Source organism: Streptosporangium nondiastaticum (assembly GCF_003011965.1).
In the GTDB taxonomy this organism is placed as follows: Bacteria; Actinomycetota; Actinomycetes; order Streptomycetales; family Streptomycetaceae; genus Streptomyces; species Streptomyces nondiastaticus.
Genome location: NZ_PXWG01000001.1, coordinates 161,890 through 179,754, shown reverse-complemented (window position 1 = coordinate 179,754; position 17,865 = coordinate 161,890). Strand labels below are relative to the sequence as shown.

The window sequence follows — 17,865 nt, the reverse complement described above, 5'->3', positions numbered from 1 at the left end:
GGGACACCCGGACACCATCTGTGTCGCCTACGCTCGAAGTCATGGAGCTGGAGAGCCTCGGTGCCTACCTCAAGACCCGCCGAGACCGGGTCACCCCCGCCGACGTCGGACTGCGCGCCTACGGCACCGCCCGCCGCGTACCGGGACTGCGCCGCGAGGAGCTCGCCCAGCTCGCCGGCGTGAGCGCCGGCTACTACACGCGACTGGAGCAGGGACAGGCCGGCACGGCCTCCCAGCAGGTCCTCGACGCACTCGCCGGTGTGCTCCGGCTCGATCCCGCCGAGACGGCTCACCTGCACAACCTCGCCCGGCAGCCCGCCACCCCACGCCTGATCCGCCCCCGCCCGGAAAGACCGCACCTGCGGGTACTCACGCTCCTGGCATCTCTGGGCGAGGCCATGCCGGCCGTCATCCTCGGCCGCCGCGGTGACGTGCTGGCCTGGAACCGCACGGGACACGCCCTCGTCGCAGAACACGTCGACTTCGACGCGCCCCACGATCTCGCGCGACGGCCGTCGATCCCCCGCATGTTCTTCCTCGACTCCCTCACCCGCGACCTGCACCGGAACTGGGACGAACTCGCCCGAATCCACGTCGCCTACCTGCGACTCACCGCGGGCCGCCATCCCACCGACGCCCGCCTGGCCGAACTGATCGGCGAACTCGCCATGCGCAGCCGGGCCTTCGCCGCGCTGTGGGCCAAGGGCGACGTCGCCGACTGCACCGTAGGAACCATGCGGCTGCAGCACCCGACCGTCGGGAGAGCCGACGTCGACTACCAGGTGTGGCTGCAGCCCGAGAGCCCTGACCATCGACTCGAGGTCTACACACCCAACGACCCCGCCTCGGCCGACGCGCTGCGGCTGTTGTCCGACCAGGTCGTCGATCAGCAGAAGCCGGAGGCCGTCCACGCCGGGGCGGCCCAGCATCTGGACAGGTAGCGGCTGCCGATGGCTGACGAGTGACGATGCGCTGTCCCATGCCGCCTCCCCCAAAGCGCCGGACTGGTCAGTCACTCTCAGTCGCTCAGTGAATCCCGACTGCAACGATGCCGGGTTGGAGGGCATCGGGGCGGATGCGGGTTCCGGGTGCGCGTGTGAACCTGAAAACGGGGTTGAAGTGCATGAGGAAGTGCAAGAGAGAGATGAGATGGGAGCCATGACCTGGCTGCCGAAGAGGAAGCACAAGGAGGCCCATTCCGCCGAGGACAAGCACCGGCGGCGGGACGAGGCGGCACAAGCCAAGAAGGCAAGGGAAGAGACGAAAGACGACGTCTACAAGACCCCGCCCGAGCAGGATGTCCTCGGCTGGGGCCACCGCAAGGATTACCCGCCCGACTGACCGATCCCACGACAGCGAAACGTGCAGCGGCACAGCGATGGTGCTGTCATGGACTCAGGGGAACATCCCAGCCACGCCTCACACCGTCCCCGGAGGTGAATTCGATGGCAACATTCCAACTCGGGGAATCCGTAAGCAGGAAGGGCTTGACGAGCATCGGTTCTGCGGCTCCTCCCCCGGTCGTGCTCAGAGCACAGCCCGATTCCTACGTTCGCCTGCAGACTCCCGAGGAACTCCAGGCATGGGAAGAGGCCGTTCGCGCCACCACCGGCCTCAGGATCGATGCCCGCGACATGGCGGGGTCGGCGTCCGAGTCCTGTTCCTGCGGTTGCAGCGACGATTGCTGCGTGGACTGCGCTGAGCAATGATCCTCACGGTCTCCGTCAGGGACGATCTCCACACCCTTGCCGTCCGCGAAGCCGCCGCCCGCCGTGGGTACGCTGATTTCCACATCATGGAGTGCGACCGGATCAGCGGGCGGCGCAGCCTGGCATGGAGTTCTCACGGAGACTCGTCCGCAACGGTCCTGACATCCGATGGGGTTGCCCTGCCTCTGACGGATGTCTCGGTGCTGTGGTGGCGGAGAATGCGGGCGAACCAGCAGGTCTCGGCCCAGACGCCGGACGACTTTCAGCGACGCCTGGTCAACAACGATTGCCGTGGCGCTCTCGGCGGTATCCTCGCCGCGGCGTATCGAGGCCTGTGGGTATCGCCACCGGAAGCGACCGACCGCGCCGCGGACAAGCTGTACCAGCTTTCCGTGGCGCAGGAAGCAGGATTCCGCGTTCCACGGACCCTCGTCTCCCAATCCCGTCAGGACGTCATTGACTTCGCTCGGCAGGTGGGACGGATCATCGTCAAGCCAGTGGTGGGTGCGAGCGGCCCGTTGATGTTCACGCAGTACATCGACGACCCGTCCGCCATTCCCGAGGAGTCCTTCACCGCATGCCCTGCCGTGTACCAGGAGTACATTCCCGGTCGGCGGCACGTGAGGCTCAACTGCTTCGGTGACCGCTTCTACGCCGCCTTGATCGAGACGGACAGCCTTGACTGGCGCCCTGACCTGAATGTCCCCATCTCCAGGTGGAGCGTTCCGACGGACGTGGCCCGGCGAGTCGTGTCAGTGCTGCAACGACTCGGCCTGCGCATGGGGATCATCGACATCAAGCTCACACCACACGGCGAACCCGTATGGCTGGAAGTGAACCCTCAGGGGCAGTTCCTCTTCCTCGAGCCGTTGCTGGGGGAACCGCTGGCCGACCACTTCTTCGACTTTCTCCTGTCCAGCGCAAAAGCTTCACGGCGGTGAGAAGCTTCACGGCGGTGATCGTGCAGCAGGCCGGCACACAGGCCGCCGTCCCGTCACCCTGCCGGAGGCGTGCGGTCGCGTCGGCCTCGGGCAGGTGGTCGGCCGCATCCCGGAGGCCACACCCAGGGCATCCGCATTCGTCGTCCAGTGGGCGTCCACACGGCGTTCTCCCGCGCGGCGGTCTACCGTCGGACACATGATGGAGATCATCGTGGTGTACGAGTTCGACAGGGCTCCGGCCGTGTCCGGCGGAGCGTCCGTTGGTGAAGGAGCTCAGGTTGTCCGCCAGGTGCATGCGACGCCGGCCGCCCCCGGCTCATCGGCTCCAGGTCCCCGGACGTTCTGCGGTAAGGACAGCTTCGCCATGGAGGCGGCCTCGTGGAAACCCTCGGAGCACCCCGGTTCCTCGTGGTACGCCCCGGAATACGCCGACCGGGTCTGCAGCGCCTGCGACGCTGTGTTGGAGGACGAGGTCTGATGGCCCGACCCGCACTCGGCGACGGCCGGCACCGAGCCTGCCCGCGTGTGTCGGCTGATGCCGGCTACTGCCGGAGCGGATGCCTGGCCCTGGGGGCGCACCACGGCGCCCGGGCAGGCCATGGCCATCGCCGGGTGGCTGGGCGCACACGACATTTCGTGTGCGGCTCAGCAGCAGCGCCCTTGCGCCTCGGCCTTGCTGAAGTCCCCTGCCGCGAACGCCTTCGCGGGGATCGTGAAGTACATCGTTCCGGCGTCGCCCCAGCCCCAGCCGAGGTCCTCGTCCCCCGCGAGCTGGAGCAGATGGACCGCGGGGCCGTCGGCGTCCCGGTAGGACACCCCGGTCCCGTAGGAGGTGTCGGGCCAGCCGAACGCGCAGTGGTGGCCGGCGGTGTTCCCGTCGAAGTCGTCCATCGTGCTGAGGATGAGCGACGGCGCGCCCCAGTGCTCGTCCGGGTCGAACTCGACGTCGTCGTCCTCGACGTCCCAGCAGTCCGGAAGCATGATCACCTCAGCTGCGTGAACGGGTCGAGCCGGATATCTCCGCGCCGGCTCGGGTGCCGCTGTCTCAAGGGCCCGGGCAGGATCTGCGGGAAGCACACGGCAGGCCTCGGGGCTCGATGCGTCGAGCTTGCGGTATTCCTCGTACGGCACGTCCGGATCGAGGTAGAAGAAGTTCAGCAGGCCCGGGCGCGTCGGCAGATCGTTCCCGAGCCAGGCGGCGAGGGCATCGGTGTCGAGTACGGCGTGCAGGGACAGCGGGACGCCGTCGATGCCGGGCCAAGGGGTGCCGGGTTCGAGCAGGGCCGGGCCGCCTAGCCGGGACCGGCCGGCGGCCGGGGCGTCGTCCGTCGGCTGGGTCAGCCGGAAGCCGGGACGGGCCATCGCCGCGAACTGCCGGCCGGCCTTCTCGCCGAGCCGTTCCGTACACACCCGGCGCATGCCGGCGGGATCATCGAATTGCATGCCGGGATCTTCTCAGCGCGCACTTGCCGTCGGTTCGCCAGGGCACTTGTGCGGTGGCCCTGCCCGGGCCCGGGCGTACCGGCTCCGGCCGTCACCCCACGATGAGTGTCACGGAAGTGCTCGCCTCCCGCCTGCGGGCTGCCCGCCGGAACAGACCGCGGGCACCGGCAGCCAGCGTCCACAGCAGGACGGGGAATGCCGCGACCCGCTCCATGCCTCCCATGCCCAGCCCCAGGTAGTGGCGGGACAGGAACAGGCCCAAGGCCGTGATCGCCGTGATTCCCAGCAGGCTGGTGGCCCACCGCAGCGGAGCCGGAACGTCGTCGGACAGGCCGGCCCCCGCCAGAAGAAGTCCTACGTTGCCCGCTCCCATGATGAGCAGGGCGCCCAGGACGTGCTGGTTCTCGTGGACGTCCGCAGGCGCCAGCCCGGCGAGCGCGAATCCCAGGCCGGCACCGGCCAGGAGGACCCGGGCCGCGGCGGCGGTCGCGCCCCGACGCCAGAGGGGGCCGGTCAGGGCAGCGCCGACGACGAGAAGCGTTCCCAGGACGACGAACGAGACGTTCATCAGGCCGTGTTCGGGCGAGCAGACATACCGGAGCTCGGGTTCCTGCTGCATGACGCAGTGGGCGTTGCCCAGGTCACTGATGTTGTTCCGGGCCCAGCTGTACGGCTTTGCCCAGGCTGACTCGACGATCCCGTGGATCACGAAGAACTGCACCACTCCCGCGATCCATGCCCAATATCCGATCCGATGTCCGGTCCGATGTCCGATCCGAGCCTTCACCTGTCCGCCTTCTGCCGCACGATTCCTGTACGGGCTAGCGGATCATGAAGCTCTGGCCGCAGGCACTCCGGTGAGCCCCCGGAGCGGGGTGGGGCAGACCCTACGAACGGGTGTGCTCCATGGGCTTCTGCGGCCGTTGTCAGGCCTTCACCGCGTCTCGTGGGAGGTAAGGGTCAGTCCTGCAGGCCGTAGCGCCGTGCGGCCTCACGTACCGTTTCCGGCTTGACCTCGCCCCGTCGTGCCAGCGCGGCGAGCGCCGCCACCGTCACCGATTCGGCGTCGACGCCGAAGTGGCGCCGCGCCGCTTCCCGCGTGTCGGAAAGGCCGAAGCCGTCCGTGCCGATGGAGGTCCAGTCCTGCTCGACCCAGGGGGCGGTCTGGTCCGGGACCGCCCGCATCCAGTCGCTGACGGCGACGACCGGGCCCGGCGCACCGTGCAGCGCCTGGGTGACGTACGGGATCCGGTCCTCGCCCTTGAGCCGCGCCGCGTCACAGGACAGGGCGTCGCGGCGCAGCTCGGTCCAGGAAGGTGCGGACCATACGTCGGCGGCCACGCCCCAGTCGTCGGCCAGGAACCGCTGGGCGTCCAGGGCCCAGTGGACGGCTGTGCCGGAGGCGAGGAGTTGGAGGCGCGGGGCCTCGGCGGGGGCGTCGGCGGCTTCCTTGAAGCGGTAGAGGCCCTTGAGGATGCCCTCTTCGGCACCTTCGGGCATGGGCGGCTGGATCTTGGTCTCGTTGTAGACGGTGAGGTAGTAGAAGACGTCTTCCGCGTCGGGGCCGTACATCCGGCGCAGGCCGTCGCGGACGATGACGGCGATCTCGTACGCGAATGCCGGGTCGTAGGAGATCGCGGCGGGGTTGGTGGAGGCGATCAGATGGGAGTGGCCGTCGGCGTGCTGGAGGCCTTCGCCCGTCATGGTGGTGCGGCCGGCGGTGGCGCCGATGACGAAGCCGCGGCCCAGTTGGTCGGCCAGTGCCCAGAACTGGTCGGCCGTCCGCTGCCAGCCGAACATGGAGTAGAAGATGTAGAACGGGATCATCGGCTCGCCGTGCGTGGCGTATGAGGTGGCGGCCGCCGTGAAGTCGGCCAGCGAGCCCGCTTCGGTGATGCCTTCGTTGAGGATCTGGCCGTCCTTGGCCTCCTTGTAGTAGAGGAGCTGGTCGCGGTCGACGGGGTCGTAGGTCTGGCCAGCCGGGGAGTACAGGCCGGCGGAGGGGAAGAGTGACTCCATGCCGAAGGTGCGGGCCTCGTCGGGGACGACGGGGACCCAGCGCCGGCCGGTCTCTTCGTCCCGCATGAGCTCCTTGACCAGCCGGACGAAGGCCATGGTCGTGGCGATCTCCTGGCTGCCCGAGCCCTTGTGGAGGGCCTCGAAGGGCTTGGCGGAGGGCTCGGGCAGTGGCTTGGCGACGACCTTGCGGGCCGGGGCGGGGCCGCCGAGTGCTGCGCGGCGTTCGTGCAGGTAGCGCGCCTCCGGGGAGTTCTCGCCGGGGTGGGCGTAGGGCACCATGTCACCGTCGAGGGCGCTGTCGGGGATCGGGAGGTCGAGCAGGTCCCGCATGGCCCGGAATTCCTTGCCGGTGAGCTTCTTCATCTGGTGGTTGGCGTTGCGCGACTCGAAGCCCGGGCCGAGTGTGTAGCCCTTGACGGTCTGCACGAGGACGACGGTCGGCGCGCCGCGGTGTTCGACGGCGGCCCGGTAGGCGGCGTGGACCTTGCGCGGCTCGTGGCCTGCTCGGGAGGTGCGGAAGAGCTCCAGGAGCTGATCGTCGCCGAGGCCGGCGCCGAGCGCGTGCAGCGGGGAGCCGGGGCCCCCGGCCCCGAAGAAGTGGGTGCGGAGGTAGGCCGGGTCGGCGGTGGCGTAGGTCTGGAACTGCGCGTCCGGCACTTCGCGCAGGCGCCGTACCAGCGTGCCCTCGGTGTCCTGCGCGAAGAGCTTGTCCCAGGCTGTGCCCCACAGCGCCTTGATGACGTTCCAGCCTGCGGCGCGGAACTGGGCCTCCAGTTCCTGCACGATTTTGAAGTTGGGGCGGACCGGGCCGTCCAGGCGCTGGAGGTTGCAGTTGATGACGAAGGTCAGGTTGTCCAGGCGTTCCCGGCCCGCGAGGGCGAGGGCGGCGGTCGACTCCGGCTCGTCCATTTCGCCGTCGCCGAGGAAGGCCCAGACGCGGGATTGCGAGGTGTCCTTGATGCCGCGGTGTTCGAGGTAGCGGTTGAAGCGTGCCTGGTAGATGGCGGAGAGCGGGCCCAGTCCCATGGAGACGGTCGGGAACTCCCACAGCCGGGGCAGCCGGCGCGGGTGGGGGTAGGAGGGGAGCCCGTCGCCGGCGGCCTCTTGCCGGAAGCGGTCGAGCTGCCCCTCTGTCAGGCGGCCTTCCAGGAAGGCGCGTGCGTAGATGCCGGGCGAGGCGTGGCCCTGGATGTAGAGCTGATCGCCGGATCCTCCCCCGGCCGGGTCCCCCAGGCCCGCCTTGCCGCGGAAGAAGTGCTGGAAGCCGGTCTCGTAGAGCCAGGCCGCGGAGGCGTACGTCGCCATGTGGCCGCCGAGGCCCGCGCGCTGGTTGCCGCGGGTGACCATGGCGGCCGCGTTCCAGCGGGCCCAGGCGGTGATCCGGGCCTCCATCTCCTCGTCGCCCGGATAGTCGGGTTCGGCAGAGGTCGGGATGGTGTTGAGGTACGGGGTCTCCAGGAGCGGAGGGAGGTCCAGCCCGGACCGCTCGGCGTGTTCGAGCAGGCGGCGCAGCAAGTACGTCGTCCGGTCGGCTCCTCCGAACCGGACGGCGGAGTCCAGGGACTCGCGCCACTCGGCGACCTCTGACGGGTCCTTGTCGGGCAGTTGGTCAAGCTGGGACACGGGTGATCCCCTTTCACGATCCCGGGTGGGGACGGGGTGCTGCGTGTGTGCCGTGGTGCCCTCGGGCGCGTGGTGCCCTCGGGCGGTGGGTGGCGCACGGCCGGGCACCTCTGATTCCACTGCTCTGATTCCACTGCGATTCCGCGTGATGGAACCTTACTTCCGTCACCCACAACGCTAGGAGCGGGAAGTCAATGCGGTCAACACCTACCGGCCAGTAATGATCGATCATCGATCGCTTACGGTGAGGCCGACGTGTTGCGCCAGGACGGGTGCAAGGTCGAACAGCTGGGCGGTGCTGATCGTCGCGCCGTTCAAGGACCCGATCCCGGAGACGATGCCCAGCGCGGTGGCCTCGCGCAGGTCGACCCTGGTCAGCGTGGCCTTGTCGAACCGCGCCCGGTCCAGGGCCGAGCCGGGGAAGCTGACGTCGGCCAGATTCGCTCCGCCGAAGTCCACGTCGCGCAGGAGGCAGTCGACGAAGACGATGTCCTTCAGCGAGGTCGCGCGCAGGTTGACCGAGTCGAATTTGCACTGGTGGAAGACGATGCGGCGCATCTCGCTGCCGTGGACCTCAGTACCGGCGAAGACGCCGGCGGTGCACTCGCTGTCCAGCCAGGTGGTCTCGGCGAGGTTGGTGCCGACCATGCGGACGGTGTGCAGCCACACCTCGTCGAACCGCGAGCGGCGCAGGCGGCCGCGGTCGAAGGTGACCGAGGAGAAGGCCGACTGGCTGAAGAGGGAACTGCCGGCTTCCACGCCCTGGAAGGCGGAGCCGTCGAAGTGCAGCCATTCGTAGGCGCCCGCGGGTTCGAGCTCGCCGGTGAAGGGCTCAAGGTGTTGCGCGTAGGGCAGGGCGTTCAGGTCACGGGGGTACGGACTCGCACGGGTTTCCTTCCAGGGCGGCGCGGGTGGGCAGCCCTCGCTACGACCCTGAGGGGCCTGCTGCGAGGGGAAGGGCCTCATGCTGACGCCGCTCCCCTGGTTTTGCCCAATCGGCGCGAGGTCGGGAGACCGCTCCGAAAGCCGATCGAGCCTCGCCTCGGAAGCTATATAAATAGCAAGAAATGGGACATCTAATCACGTTGCCGTTGTGATGTTTTTCCGGCCCGCGGGGCGGTGGGATCCCTGTCCCGGCCTCTTTCCGGACGCCAAGGTGACCACTGGGCCGGGGACTTGCGGTGCCTGCGGTTACGGACCGGCGGCCGGCCATTGCCCGCAAGCGCAGTTCTCTGAAATTGATTCTGCGCTTCACCTCATGATCGCCGGATCTGCGGATCTCGCTCACGCGCCGTCCTGGACAAACGTGTCGATGGCTTTGCCGGAGAAGAGCCTCCTGGGCTTTGTCAGCCTTGGGTGGCATCCAGCAGATTGTCGAGCGCGGTGGCCACCGCGATGCTTTTGGCGATGTCCCTGGGGCTGGCCTCCGGGTTCGGCCCGCCGTACCAGACGTTGGCTTGCATCTGGTGCTTGGCGATGTAGGCGATCGCGTCGTCGGAGGCCAGGCCCGGGTATCCGACTGCGACGTCGGTGAACATGTAGTCGATCCAGGGGGTGGCGAAGCGGATGACGTCGACGACGTAGGGCTTGAACTCGTCACTGTAGGTCGCGCAGAACAGAACCTGCTGACCATCGTTGATCAGCGCGACCCGCAGGTCGTGAACCGTCCCGAGCCGGTTCTCCCAGTAGGGGGCCTCGATGCAGGCTTTCTCGGCGCGCTCCAGGAAGACGGCAGGTCCGGTCGGCTGGATGACCGGCGCCACCAGCGTGAACTCGCTGCGGTTCACTGCTCGCAGGCCGACGCCGTCGGTCTGCGGGCGGGGGCTCTGGAAGTGCTTGGCGATCTCCTCGACCGGCACGTCCGGGGAGATCGGCTGGTAGGTGGACGGGACGAATTCGTACATCGGGATTCCTTCCGGGGAGGCGTCAGGCCGGGCCGCGTCAGGCCGGGTCGGGGAGGACGTCGGCCGCCGACGCCGGCTCGGTGCGGGGCTGCCCGTTCAGCTCGTGGCGCAGCAACGACGAGCGCCGGTACACCTCTTTGCGCACGGTCTGGATCGAACCGATCGGCACGTGCTCCGGTGGGCAACGCCATGGTGTGAAGGAGAGCGCGTCGGCGGCGGCGAGGTTGCTCTCGCCTCCGATGTCCTGGCGGGCGAAGCGCAGTCTGGCGACCGTCACGAAAGGAGACTCGTGCTCCTCCCATTCGACGGTGAGGTCGTCGACGGGCATGGTCTCCAGGGACGCGCACAGCTGCACCTGAAAGTCGAACTCGTGCTCTGCTCTTGCCAGTTCACTGACCAGAGCGGGACGGAAGACCTCGTCGCCGCTCTTCGGGTCGAGGTCACGGGCCTGTACGCCGGCCGCCGATTCGTTCGTCGGGCGGATGCGCAGCTTGGCGATGTAGTCGCCGTGCCGCACCGCTCCCATCGAGAAGAAGGAGCTGAGAAGGAGGTTCTGCCAGCGGGCCCGCTCGCCCAGTCGCAGCATCGCGCCGAGCTCGTCCCAAGCCCACTGTGACGCGGGCAGCGTGCCGTAGCCGGTGACCCAGTCGTGGAACATCTGGTGGCTGCCCCGGCGGCCTGCGAGCCGGTACTGGGGCAGGTCGATGAAGAGCTTTGCCAGGAATGTGTAGTGGGCCGCTGTGTTGCAGAAGAAGATGGGCCCGTTGATCATGTTGAAGTCCATGGTGTGACTCGCGGACTCGTCCGGCAGGGTGGTGGTGGAATCCACCCCGAACACCTTGGTGGCCATGCCGACGACGTTGCCCAGCATCCGGTCGGCGCCCAGGTGGGACAGCCCGTTGGAGTAGCGGACCAGCGCGTCGTGCTTGCCGGGTCCGGCGTAGATGCCCTGGGCGTACTCGGGCGGAACGCCGTCGAGGATCTCGAACGTGCCGCGCACCAGTCCGTACGCCTTGGCGTGGGCGAAGCGCACCGCCCGGTGTTCGCCCTCTCCCTCCACCGAGCCCTTCTCGAAGTCCTCGACGATGTCGATGACCTGCTGCAGATTCCGGTCGAAGTCCGGCTCCGGTGGCGCGACGTCGGGTGAGTACCGCACAGGCGTGAAGGTCGTCTCGGATGGTGTCACCTGTCGTCCTCCGGATTCGGCGAGTGTGGCGTGGCGGCCGGGGCCCCGGCCGGGTCGGGCAGCGCGGTGAGCCATTCGAGCGCTGCCAGGCCGGGCAGGAAGCAGTACTCGCCGCCGCGCACGGTCACGAACCGGGGCAGGCCGGTGAGCCGGCGGCGGACCGGCCGGGCCGGGATGGTGTGACTGCCCGTACCGCCGTTGTCGCCGACCAGTGGGTCACGCTCGGCGCCGAGGCCGGCGAAGTCACCGTCGTTGAGCCACACCTGCTGCACGAACTCGAACTGCCGGGACAGGCTGGCGCCCAGGAAGACGAAGATGATCCCGCGCTCCGCACCGTCGTCCTCAAGGACCCCGTCGGGCAGCACCGGGCCGTAGGCCGCGCCGCGCCGCAGCACACGGTGGATGCGGGTCTCGACCACCGTGTCCGCGAGACCGTCCCTCGGGTTGGCGCGCCGGATGTGCGCGCCGCGCGGGACGCGCAAGCCCTGTGGGTCGTCTTGATAGTGGAAGTCGTTGTTGCGCATCGGGTCGGCGCCCAGCTCCGGATCGTCGTGGTCCGGCGTCAACGCGAGCGGTGCGCCACTGCGCCAGCGGCCGACGATCTTTGCGGCGATGAGTTCCTCGTCTTCGGGAGAGCGGGCGGTATCGCGCAGGAACCTGCGGAACGCGGCGACGTCCGCGTGCATCTGGCGGAAGGCCAGGTAGCAGCCGTTACGGCCGAGCGCGTCCGGGACCGGCCCCTTCGGCGGTGCCCCGGACTCGTCCGGGTAGCCGAAGAGGAACTCACCGGGCTGGACACTGTCCTGGCCGGGCAGCGGCTCGCAGGTGCTGCCGAGCAGGTGGGGGCTGGAGATGCCGTCCCGGAACCCGAAGTGCTCGCGCCCGGTGACCGGGACACCGACGTCGAGCCGGTACACCAGGCTCACCCCGGCCAGACGCCCGGCTGTCTCGACCGGCTCGCGAAGCTCCGCGGGCGACCTCGCGATGATCATCACCCCGATGTGGACGTCGGGGCCGCCCAGCGGCGGGTTCCAGCTACTGGGGTCGTTGGCCCCGAGGTCGCCGAGCACCTCCTTGCGGGCGGCCATGCCGGCCCGGAACTCCTCGGAGAAGGAAGCGAGTGACTCCTGCGGCACGCCCAGCCGGGCCAGCCCGCGGTAGGTGAAGGCGACGTTGAGGGTGAACGGACGGGGCAGCTCCCAGTCCGCTGCGCTGGTGATCTTCGGCAGAACCTCGCGCAACGACCGCTTTGCCGCGGCCGGGTCGTCGATGCGGTAGAGCAGGTAGGCGCCCTGATAGTCGTCCGGGCGGCGGCGCAGCACCGTGCCCTGGATATCGTCCAACTCCAGGCTCGGCACCGCGCACACGGGAGACCCACTCAGCCCAGCGGTTCGAACTGGCACACGATCAGGAACATGACGGGCTCCTTCGTATCGTTATAAACGCACATATACTATGCATCACTGTCGTCGGCCTCCGCGGCAATCCGGTTGCTGTGTCGCGAAGGGGGACGGGGGCAAGCCGAACGGAGGCAAGCCGAACAGAAGCAAGCCAACCCGCCCTACAGGCACAGCCCCGCCACCTCCTCCGCTGACAGGGTGAGCCCGGCCGCCGCGGCCGAGTCGCGGATGGAAGCCGGTCGGCGTGCGCCCGGAATCGGGACCACGACCGGCGACCGGGCCAGATGCCAGGCCAGGCAGACCTGTTGCGGGCTGACGCCACGGGCGCGGGCGAGAGCGTGGAAGGGCGAGTCCGGGGTCGGTGCGCCGGTTCCCGGATCGTCGACGGCGCTCAGCGAGATCCCGCCGAGCGGGCTCCACGGCAGGAAGGCCAGGCCGAGCTCGGTGCAGAGGTCGAGGGTGTCCCGGGTGGACTGGTGCGCTGGGGAGAAGCGGTTCTGCACCGAGACCAGATACGGGCCGAGGATCTCCTGAGCGATGCCGATCTGCTCACGGTCCACGTTGGAGAGTCCGGCCATCCGGATCGTGCCGGCGTCGGCCAGGTCCCGCAGCGCGCCGACCGAGTCGGCGAAGGGGACGGCCGGGTCCGGCTTGTGCAGTTGGTAGAGGCCGATCGCCTCCACACCGAGCCGGGCCGCCGAGGCCTCCGCCGCGCGCCGGAGGTGGCGCGGGTCGCCGTTGACCGTCCATGACCCGTCGCCGGGACGGCCACGACCGCCCTTGGTCGCCACCAGCACCTCTTCCGAGCCTCTGCCGTAGGCGGCCAGTGCACGGGCGATCAGGCGTTCGTTGTGGCCGACTTCGCCGGCGTGCCAGTGGTAGGAGTCGGCGGTGTCGATCAGCCGCACGCCTGCGTCGAGCGCGGCGTGGATCGTGGCCATCGCCTGGTCCTCGTCCGGGCGCCCTTCGACGGAGAGCGGCATCGCACCGAGTCCGACGGAGCCCACCGCAACGCCGCCGATGGTGCGGGCAGCGGCGTGCACTACTGGAATGTCCTTCATCGTGCCCTTCGTCCTCTCCATCGTCGTCTCCGTCATCGTCTCCATCGCCATCTCCATCGCCATCTCCTTCGTCGTGTCCTTCGTCGCGTCCTTCATCGCGTTCTTCATCGCGTTCTTCATCAAGCCCTTCACGCCCGGGCCTCCTTGAGAACCAGCGGCAGCCACTTGTCGACCGACGAGAACTGGAAACCCAGGCGCGCCGCCCGGCCGGTGTCCATGACGTAACTGCGCTCGAAGGAGAACGGCGAGACCGGCTCCCCCGTCCCGGTGACCAGCGTCGGCTCCGTACCGACCGCACGGCCGATCGCCTCGCACAACTGGCGTGCGTCCAGCGTCCCGTGGGACGCCGCGTTGACGGGGCCGGCGAAGTCCGCCGTCGCGGCCCAGGCCAGGAAGCGGGCGATCTCCGGCGCGTGAATGAAGGACGCGGGCCGGGGTGCGGCGTGGACGGAGACCGGCAGGCTGTTCTCGATCCGCTCGATGTAGTGGGCAAGCCGCCCGGTGAAGTCGGCCCCGCCGAGGACGTGCGCAGTGCGGACGGTGACGACGTCGAAGGGCGCCTCCCGGGTCAGCAGTGCCTCCGCTTGGCGCTTGCCCTCGCCGTAGTGGCCCTCCAGGAACCGCGGCTCCGTCCAGGGCAGTGTCAGGTCCACCGGCCAGGTCGAGGGATCGACGGCCTGTTCCGGGAGGGCCGCCCCCGGTCCCCCGCCCGGCCGGCCGAGCTCGGCGTAGACCTCGACCGTGGAGGTCAGCACGTAGCGCCGGGTGCGTCCGGCGAAGACCCGGGCGGCGATGGCCGCCTGGAGGGGCGAGTAGCAGACCTGGTCGATCACGACGTCGAAGGACCGGCCGGCGAGTGCGGTGCGCAGCGCGGACTCGTCGTCACGGTCGGCGCGCAGGTGGGTCACGCCCTGCGGGGCGGGTGCCGACCCGCGGTTGATGACGGTGACCGCTGCGCCCGTATCCCGCAGTTCCTCGATCAGCCGCCGCCCGAAGTAGCGGCTCCCTCCGATCACACACACGTCCATGCCGTCGGCCCTCCTGGTCCGTCTCCTCGCGCTTTCGCGCCGGCCACGCTCCTTGCGTCTGCGGTGATCAGCCTGCTCGATGTTGATCAATAGCAGTAGTATCGATTGCTGTGCCTCGTCGTAAGGAGAACTGTTGATCGACGTACAGCGGCTGGCCGTACTGCGTGAGGTGGCCCGCCACGGCAGCTTCAATCAGGCGGCGCAGGCGCTGTACTGCACGCCCTCGGCCGTCTCACAGCAGATCGCCGCGCTGGAGCGAAGCCTGGGCGCGCCCGCCGTTGAACGCTCCACCCGAGGGGTGACGCTGACGGACGCGGGCCGCCTGCTGGTGGAGGCTGCCGACGCGATAGCGGCCGAACTGGCCGATACTCAGCAGCGCATCGAGCGGCTGGCCGCCGAGCGGATCTCCCTCACCGTCGCCACGTTCGCCAGTGCGGGCCGGCGGCTGCTGCCCGCGGCCCTGGCCGCCTTTGTCGCCGACCATCCGGAAGTAGAGTTGACGATCCTGGAGGCGGAGCCGGAGGAGAGCCTGCCCGACGTCCGCGAGGGGCGGGCCGACCTCGCCCTCGCCTACCATCTCGACGGGCCGCCGCCCGCCCGGCCCGGCGACCGGTCCGGTCTGGACTGGACGCCCCTCGGCACGGATCCGCTACGGGTCGTGCTGGGTCACCTCCACCCCGCCGCGGTCCGCTACCAGGCCCGGCCCGAGCCGCCGCATCTGGCCGAGCTCGCCGACCAGCGGTGGATCCTGGGCTGCCGGAAGTCCGCCGACCAGCTCGCCCGCCACGCCGACCTGGCCGGTGTCGAACTGCAGATCTCGTGCACGGCGACGGACTACGACTTCGCCCAGTCCCTCGTCCGCGCCGGCATCGGTGTCGCGCTGATCCCCGAGATCGGCCTGACCCGTCACCCGGAGTTGGTCGCGCTCCCCCTCGCCGAACCGAGCCCTCGCCGGCATCTCGGCCTGGCCCTCTCCCGCCGCCGTCGCGGCCCCGCCGCACGACTGGCCGAGCAGCTGGCGTCCCTGATCGCCGAACAGGCGGAGGGCACGGCGCGCCAGTGATCGAACGGCGGGTGGCCGCCTTGCAACTCCTCGGTCGGCGTTGTGCCCGCGTCCCGGCTCCCGGATCGCCACTCCCCGCGGACGACCAGGCGGCCGCCCGGCAGTCCAGGTTGACTGCCGAGCTCAGCAGAGGTGGGTGCGGTAGCAGTGGGTGATGTACGGCATGGTGATTTTGTCGGCGCACCATTCGACGGTGCGGTGTTGGGGGGCGCGAAGGGCGGCTGGACGGCGTCGATGCCGACGCCGAGGCCGAGGATGCGGCGCGTGGTTGCCGGGACCATCCAGTCAAGCGCCTGAGCCGGATACGGCGGGCGTCCGCGCTGGTAGGCGGCCGCGGCGGCGCCGAAGGACAGGGCCCGCACTGTCGTGGATCCGGAGTCGTCGCGGAGGAGGAACGCCGTTCCACCGCGCGGCGGAGCCAAGACCATCCGAGAGGTGATGTGGTCGGGCTGTGCGGAACGGCAGGCTGAAGGTGAGCGGCCGGGAGGCCACGCGAAACGCGGACCGAAACGGACCCGGCCCCATCCCTTACGAGTTCTCTTACGAGTTCTCTTACGAGCAGGAGGATCAATGTCCCGCATACGCCGCCGCTCCTTTGCCACCGCCGCTGTCTCGCTGGGCGTGTGCGCCGCTGCTGTCGCCGGCGTGACGACAGCCGGTGGAACAGCCGCAGCGCAGACCAAGGACGAGCCCTCTGTCGTCGGCTCCGGCAAGCTGAAGCGGAGTCCCGGTGACGACGTCCACTTTGCCATCGACGCGCACGGGTTCGCCGACAAGGCCCGGGGAACCTTCGACGTCAGCCACCAGTACGGCAAGGAATTCGACGTGCGGTTCAAGGGCCGCATCGATTGCCTGCTGACCGGCGGACCGGTCGCCGTGGCGACGGGGATCGTCACCGACGCCCAGGTCAAGGTCGCACCGGGGATCCCGATGCCCTCCGCCGAAGAGTTGAAGGGCAAACGGTTCGGCTTCACGATCCTCGACGGTGGCAAAGGCGGGAAGAAGGACCGGCTCGGCTACAGCTGGGCCATGGACGGACTCCCGATCAACAGCGTCGGCAAGTGCGTGAGCAGCGCTCCCTTCGAAACCCTGGAGAAGGGCGACTTCACTACCCCCCACTGGATGCCGCCCCGTACCGGCGCGTAGGGCGCTTGCCGGGCGCGGTGCAGGCCCGCTCCAGCAGCGGCAGTGCCTTGGTCGGGTCGAGGTCGTCCTGCCGGTGCCGGAGCAGCGCGCGGGCGGCGAGGCGGCGCCGGCCGAGCCGTTGCCGTGAGGCGCAGGCACTGCCGCCTCGGCCGGGGTGGGGGCGGACCGGTGTCTGCGATCCTGGAAAGGAGGAATAGGAAGGGCCGAGCGGTGGAGGAGCGACCAGTGACCGAGCGCAAACCCCGTGGAATCGACTTCGAGACGTGGACCGACCGCCAGATCCGGGAAGCCGAACAGCGCGGCGGCTTCAAGGACCTGCCGGGGTTCGGCAAGCCACTGCCCGGCCTCGAGCGCCCCTACGACGAGGACTGGTGGATCAAGGAGAAGATGCGGCGCGAGAAGGTCTCTTTCCTCCCGCCCTCGCTCGCCCTGCGCAAGGAGGCCGAGGACGCCCTCGCCGCCGCCGTGGAGGCCAGGACGGAGCGTGAGGTGCGGCAGATCATCACCGAGATCAACGACAAGATCACCGCTGCCCTGCGCATGCCTCCGCCCGGCCCACCGCTGAACCTCTCCCCGTACGACATCGAGACCGTCCTCACGACGTGGCGGGAGAACCAGCAGGGCCTCTCGTAGGGCTGGGGCGGATGCTGTACGGCGCCGGCGGCATGCAGACCGCCGGTCGCCGCACTGCGCTGACGCCCTGCGATCAGCCTCCGGCGCCCGACCCGATGCGGCTCACTCCGCCCCCGCGCATGCCTCCTCCTCCGCCTCTGCCAGGTATCGCGCCACCGGACCCAGGGTCAGCATGCCGCTGGCGGCGCCGGCGTCTTCGGTGCGGGCATCGCGCAGGGCCGCTGCGGCACGGGCGGCGAGTTCGGGCTCGCCGAGGCGCACGGCGGCGCGGGCGGTGAGGCACCAGAGCGCTTCCTGCAAGTGATCACGCGGTGGTTCGGGCACCGTGGCGAGGGCGGTACGGGCCTCGTCGGCACGGTCCTGGGCGAGCAGCACGAGCGGCTGGGCCCATGGGCGGTACGGACCCCAGTCCAGGCGCGGGTCGGTGGGCATGGGCCGGTCGTGCAGCAGGCGCAGGCCCGGCAGGGCGAGTGGGCGCAGTCCGCGGTGCAGCCCCGGCAGTCCGGCGGTCTTGAGGGCGTCGTCGTCGGCGCGGTAGTGCGCTGCGGCTGTGGCGACGGCCGGTCCGCCGGGTTGGGTGCTGCGGGTGGCCGTGGCCCGGGCCCGGAACCATGCGCTGACCACGTCCGGAAAACCGTCCGGCCGACCATGAGCGAAGGCTGTGGAGAGCGGCGAGTTCGGCGCGGGCCGCCCTCCGCAGCTTCGGGGT

At 69.5% G+C, this 17,865-nt stretch carries 18 protein-coding genes; 8 read left to right on the top strand and 10 right to left on the bottom strand.

Annotation, left to right across the window (positions count from 1 at the left end):
* Window positions 1-41: 41 nt before the first annotated feature.
* The 4 genes from B7P34_RS00830 (at window position 42) to B7P34_RS00810 (ending at window position 3,128) form a co-directional block, all read left to right on the top strand.
* Entirely contained in the window at window positions 42-941 is a 900-nt protein-coding gene (locus B7P34_RS00830; RefSeq protein WP_106673783.1) for a helix-turn-helix transcriptional regulator, read from the top strand.
* 217 nt (window positions 942-1,158) lie between these two features.
* A complete protein-coding gene (locus B7P34_RS00825; RefSeq protein WP_106673782.1) occupies window positions 1,159-1,341 on the top strand; it encodes a hypothetical protein in 183 nt (60 codons plus the stop codon).
* 364 nt (window positions 1,342-1,705) lie between these two features.
* The gene (locus B7P34_RS00815; RefSeq protein ID WP_106673780.1) at window positions 1,706-2,650 is read left to right on the top strand and encodes an ATP-grasp domain-containing protein; all 945 of its coding nucleotides are present in this window, start codon (window positions 1,706-1,708) and stop codon (window positions 2,648-2,650) included.
* 196 nt (window positions 2,651-2,846) lie between these two features.
* Window positions 2,847-3,128, top strand: coding sequence for a hypothetical protein (locus B7P34_RS00810; RefSeq protein WP_106673779.1), 282 nt, complete (start codon window positions 2,847-2,849; stop codon window positions 3,126-3,128).
* Window positions 3,129-3,295: 167 nt separating this feature from the next.
* Here the strand turns inward: B7P34_RS00810 and B7P34_RS00805 are convergent, their stop codons facing one another.
* The 8 genes from B7P34_RS00805 to B7P34_RS00770 form a co-directional block, all read right to left on the bottom strand.
* Complete coding sequence (locus tag B7P34_RS00805) at window positions 3,296-4,093, bottom strand: DUF1963 domain-containing protein (RefSeq protein WP_106673778.1); 798 nt, start codon at window positions 4,091-4,093, stop codon at window positions 3,296-3,298.
* 91 nt (window positions 4,094-4,184) lie between these two features.
* Window positions 4,185-4,817: a DUF998 domain-containing protein gene (locus B7P34_RS00800; RefSeq protein WP_189382296.1), complete on the bottom strand. Its 633-nt coding sequence runs from the start codon at window positions 4,815-4,817 to the stop codon at window positions 4,185-4,187.
* 236 nt (window positions 4,818-5,053) lie between these two features.
* The gene (gene aceE, locus B7P34_RS00795) at window positions 5,054-7,735 is read right to left on the bottom strand and encodes a pyruvate dehydrogenase (acetyl-transferring), homodimeric type (RefSeq protein WP_106673776.1); all 2,682 of its coding nucleotides are present in this window, start codon (window positions 7,733-7,735) and stop codon (window positions 5,054-5,056) included.
* A gap of 228 nt (window positions 7,736-7,963) precedes the next feature.
* Complete coding sequence (locus tag B7P34_RS00790) at window positions 7,964-8,701, bottom strand: pentapeptide repeat-containing protein (RefSeq protein WP_106673775.1); 738 nt, start codon at window positions 8,699-8,701, stop codon at window positions 7,964-7,966.
* 380 nt (window positions 8,702-9,081) lie between these two features.
* Window positions 9,082-9,639, bottom strand: coding sequence for a hypothetical protein (locus B7P34_RS00785; protein WP_106673774.1), 558 nt, complete (start codon window positions 9,637-9,639; stop codon window positions 9,082-9,084).
* A gap of 37 nt (window positions 9,640-9,676) precedes the next feature.
* Entirely contained in the window at window positions 9,677-10,825 is a 1,149-nt protein-coding gene (locus tag B7P34_RS00780; protein WP_223267348.1) for a catalase family protein, read from the bottom strand.
* Window positions 10,822-12,168, bottom strand: coding sequence for a Dyp-type peroxidase (locus B7P34_RS00775; protein WP_223267347.1), 1,347 nt, complete (start codon window positions 12,166-12,168; stop codon window positions 10,822-10,824). The genes B7P34_RS00780 and B7P34_RS00775 overlap by 4 nt, the downstream gene beginning before the upstream one ends.
* A gap of 218 nt (window positions 12,169-12,386) precedes the next feature.
* A complete protein-coding gene (locus B7P34_RS00770) occupies window positions 12,387-13,268 on the bottom strand; it encodes an aldo/keto reductase (protein ID WP_286157433.1) in 882 nt (293 codons plus the stop codon).
* 7 nt (window positions 13,269-13,275) lie between these two features.
* Between B7P34_RS00770 and B7P34_RS37085 the strand changes: the two genes are divergently transcribed.
* Window positions 13,276-13,434, top strand: a complete 159-nt coding sequence (locus tag B7P34_RS37085; protein ID WP_189382290.1) for a hypothetical protein — start codon at window positions 13,276-13,278, stop codon at window positions 13,432-13,434.
* Here the strand turns inward: B7P34_RS37085 and B7P34_RS00765 are convergent.
* The gene (locus B7P34_RS00765) at window positions 13,415-14,314 is read right to left on the bottom strand and encodes an NAD-dependent epimerase/dehydratase family protein (protein ID WP_106673772.1); all 900 of its coding nucleotides are present in this window, start codon (window positions 14,312-14,314) and stop codon (window positions 13,415-13,417) included. The genes B7P34_RS37085 and B7P34_RS00765 overlap by 20 nt on opposite strands.
* 133 nt (window positions 14,315-14,447) lie before the next feature.
* Between B7P34_RS00765 and B7P34_RS00760 the strand changes: the two genes are divergently transcribed.
* From B7P34_RS00760 to B7P34_RS00750, 3 genes are all read left to right on the top strand, one after another.
* Window positions 14,448-15,377 carry a LysR family transcriptional regulator gene (locus B7P34_RS00760; protein ID WP_106673771.1) on the top strand — a complete coding sequence of 310 codons (930 nt, stop codon included), beginning with the start codon at window positions 14,448-14,450 and terminating at the stop codon, window positions 15,375-15,377.
* 570 nt (window positions 15,378-15,947) lie between these two features.
* Window positions 15,948-16,523, top strand: coding sequence for a hypothetical protein (locus B7P34_RS00755; RefSeq protein WP_106673770.1), 576 nt, complete (start codon window positions 15,948-15,950; stop codon window positions 16,521-16,523).
* A 225-nt stretch (window positions 16,524-16,748) separates the two neighbouring features.
* A complete protein-coding gene (locus B7P34_RS00750; protein ID WP_106673769.1) occupies window positions 16,749-17,156 on the top strand; it encodes a DUF1992 domain-containing protein in 408 nt (135 codons plus the stop codon).
* 102 nt (window positions 17,157-17,258) lie between these two features.
* Here the strand turns inward: B7P34_RS00750 and B7P34_RS00745 are convergent, their stop codons facing one another.
* On the bottom strand, window positions 17,259-17,780 hold the full coding sequence (locus tag B7P34_RS00745) for a hypothetical protein (protein ID WP_223267346.1): 522 nt from the start codon (window positions 17,778-17,780) through the stop codon (window positions 17,259-17,261).
* Window positions 17,781-17,865: the final 85 nt, after the last annotated feature.

What these genes read in the sequence shown, in the direction of transcription:
- B7P34_RS00785 (WP_106673774.1), bottom strand. Translation starts at nt 9,639, where the DNA reads ATGTACGAATTCGTCCCGTCCACCTACCAGCCGATCTCCCCGGACGTG.
- B7P34_RS00805 (WP_106673778.1), bottom strand. Translation starts at nt 4,093, where the DNA reads ATGCAATTCGATGATCCCGCCGGCATGCGCCGGGTGTGTACGGAACGG.
- B7P34_RS00755 (WP_106673770.1), top strand. Translation starts at nt 15,948, where the DNA reads ATGTCCCGCATACGCCGCCGCTCCTTTGCCACCGCCGCTGTCTCGCTG.
- B7P34_RS00790 (WP_106673775.1), bottom strand. Translation starts at nt 8,701, where the DNA reads ATGAGGCCCTTCCCCTCGCAGCAGGCCCCTCAGGGTCGTAGCGAGGGC.
- B7P34_RS37085 (WP_189382290.1), top strand. Translation starts at nt 13,276, where the DNA reads ATGTCCTTCATCGTGCCCTTCGTCCTCTCCATCGTCGTCTCCGTCATC.
- B7P34_RS00810 (WP_106673779.1), top strand. Translation starts at nt 2,847, where the DNA reads ATGATGGAGATCATCGTGGTGTACGAGTTCGACAGGGCTCCGGCCGTG.
- B7P34_RS00765 (WP_106673772.1), bottom strand. Translation starts at nt 14,314, where the DNA reads ATGGACGTGTGTGTGATCGGAGGGAGCCGCTACTTCGGGCGGCGGCTG.
- B7P34_RS00830 (WP_106673783.1), top strand. Translation starts at nt 42, where the DNA reads ATGGAGCTGGAGAGCCTCGGTGCCTACCTCAAGACCCGCCGAGACCGG.
- B7P34_RS00825 (WP_106673782.1), top strand. Translation starts at nt 1,159, where the DNA reads ATGACCTGGCTGCCGAAGAGGAAGCACAAGGAGGCCCATTCCGCCGAG.
- B7P34_RS00815 (WP_106673780.1), top strand. Translation starts at nt 1,706, where the DNA reads ATGATCCTCACGGTCTCCGTCAGGGACGATCTCCACACCCTTGCCGTC.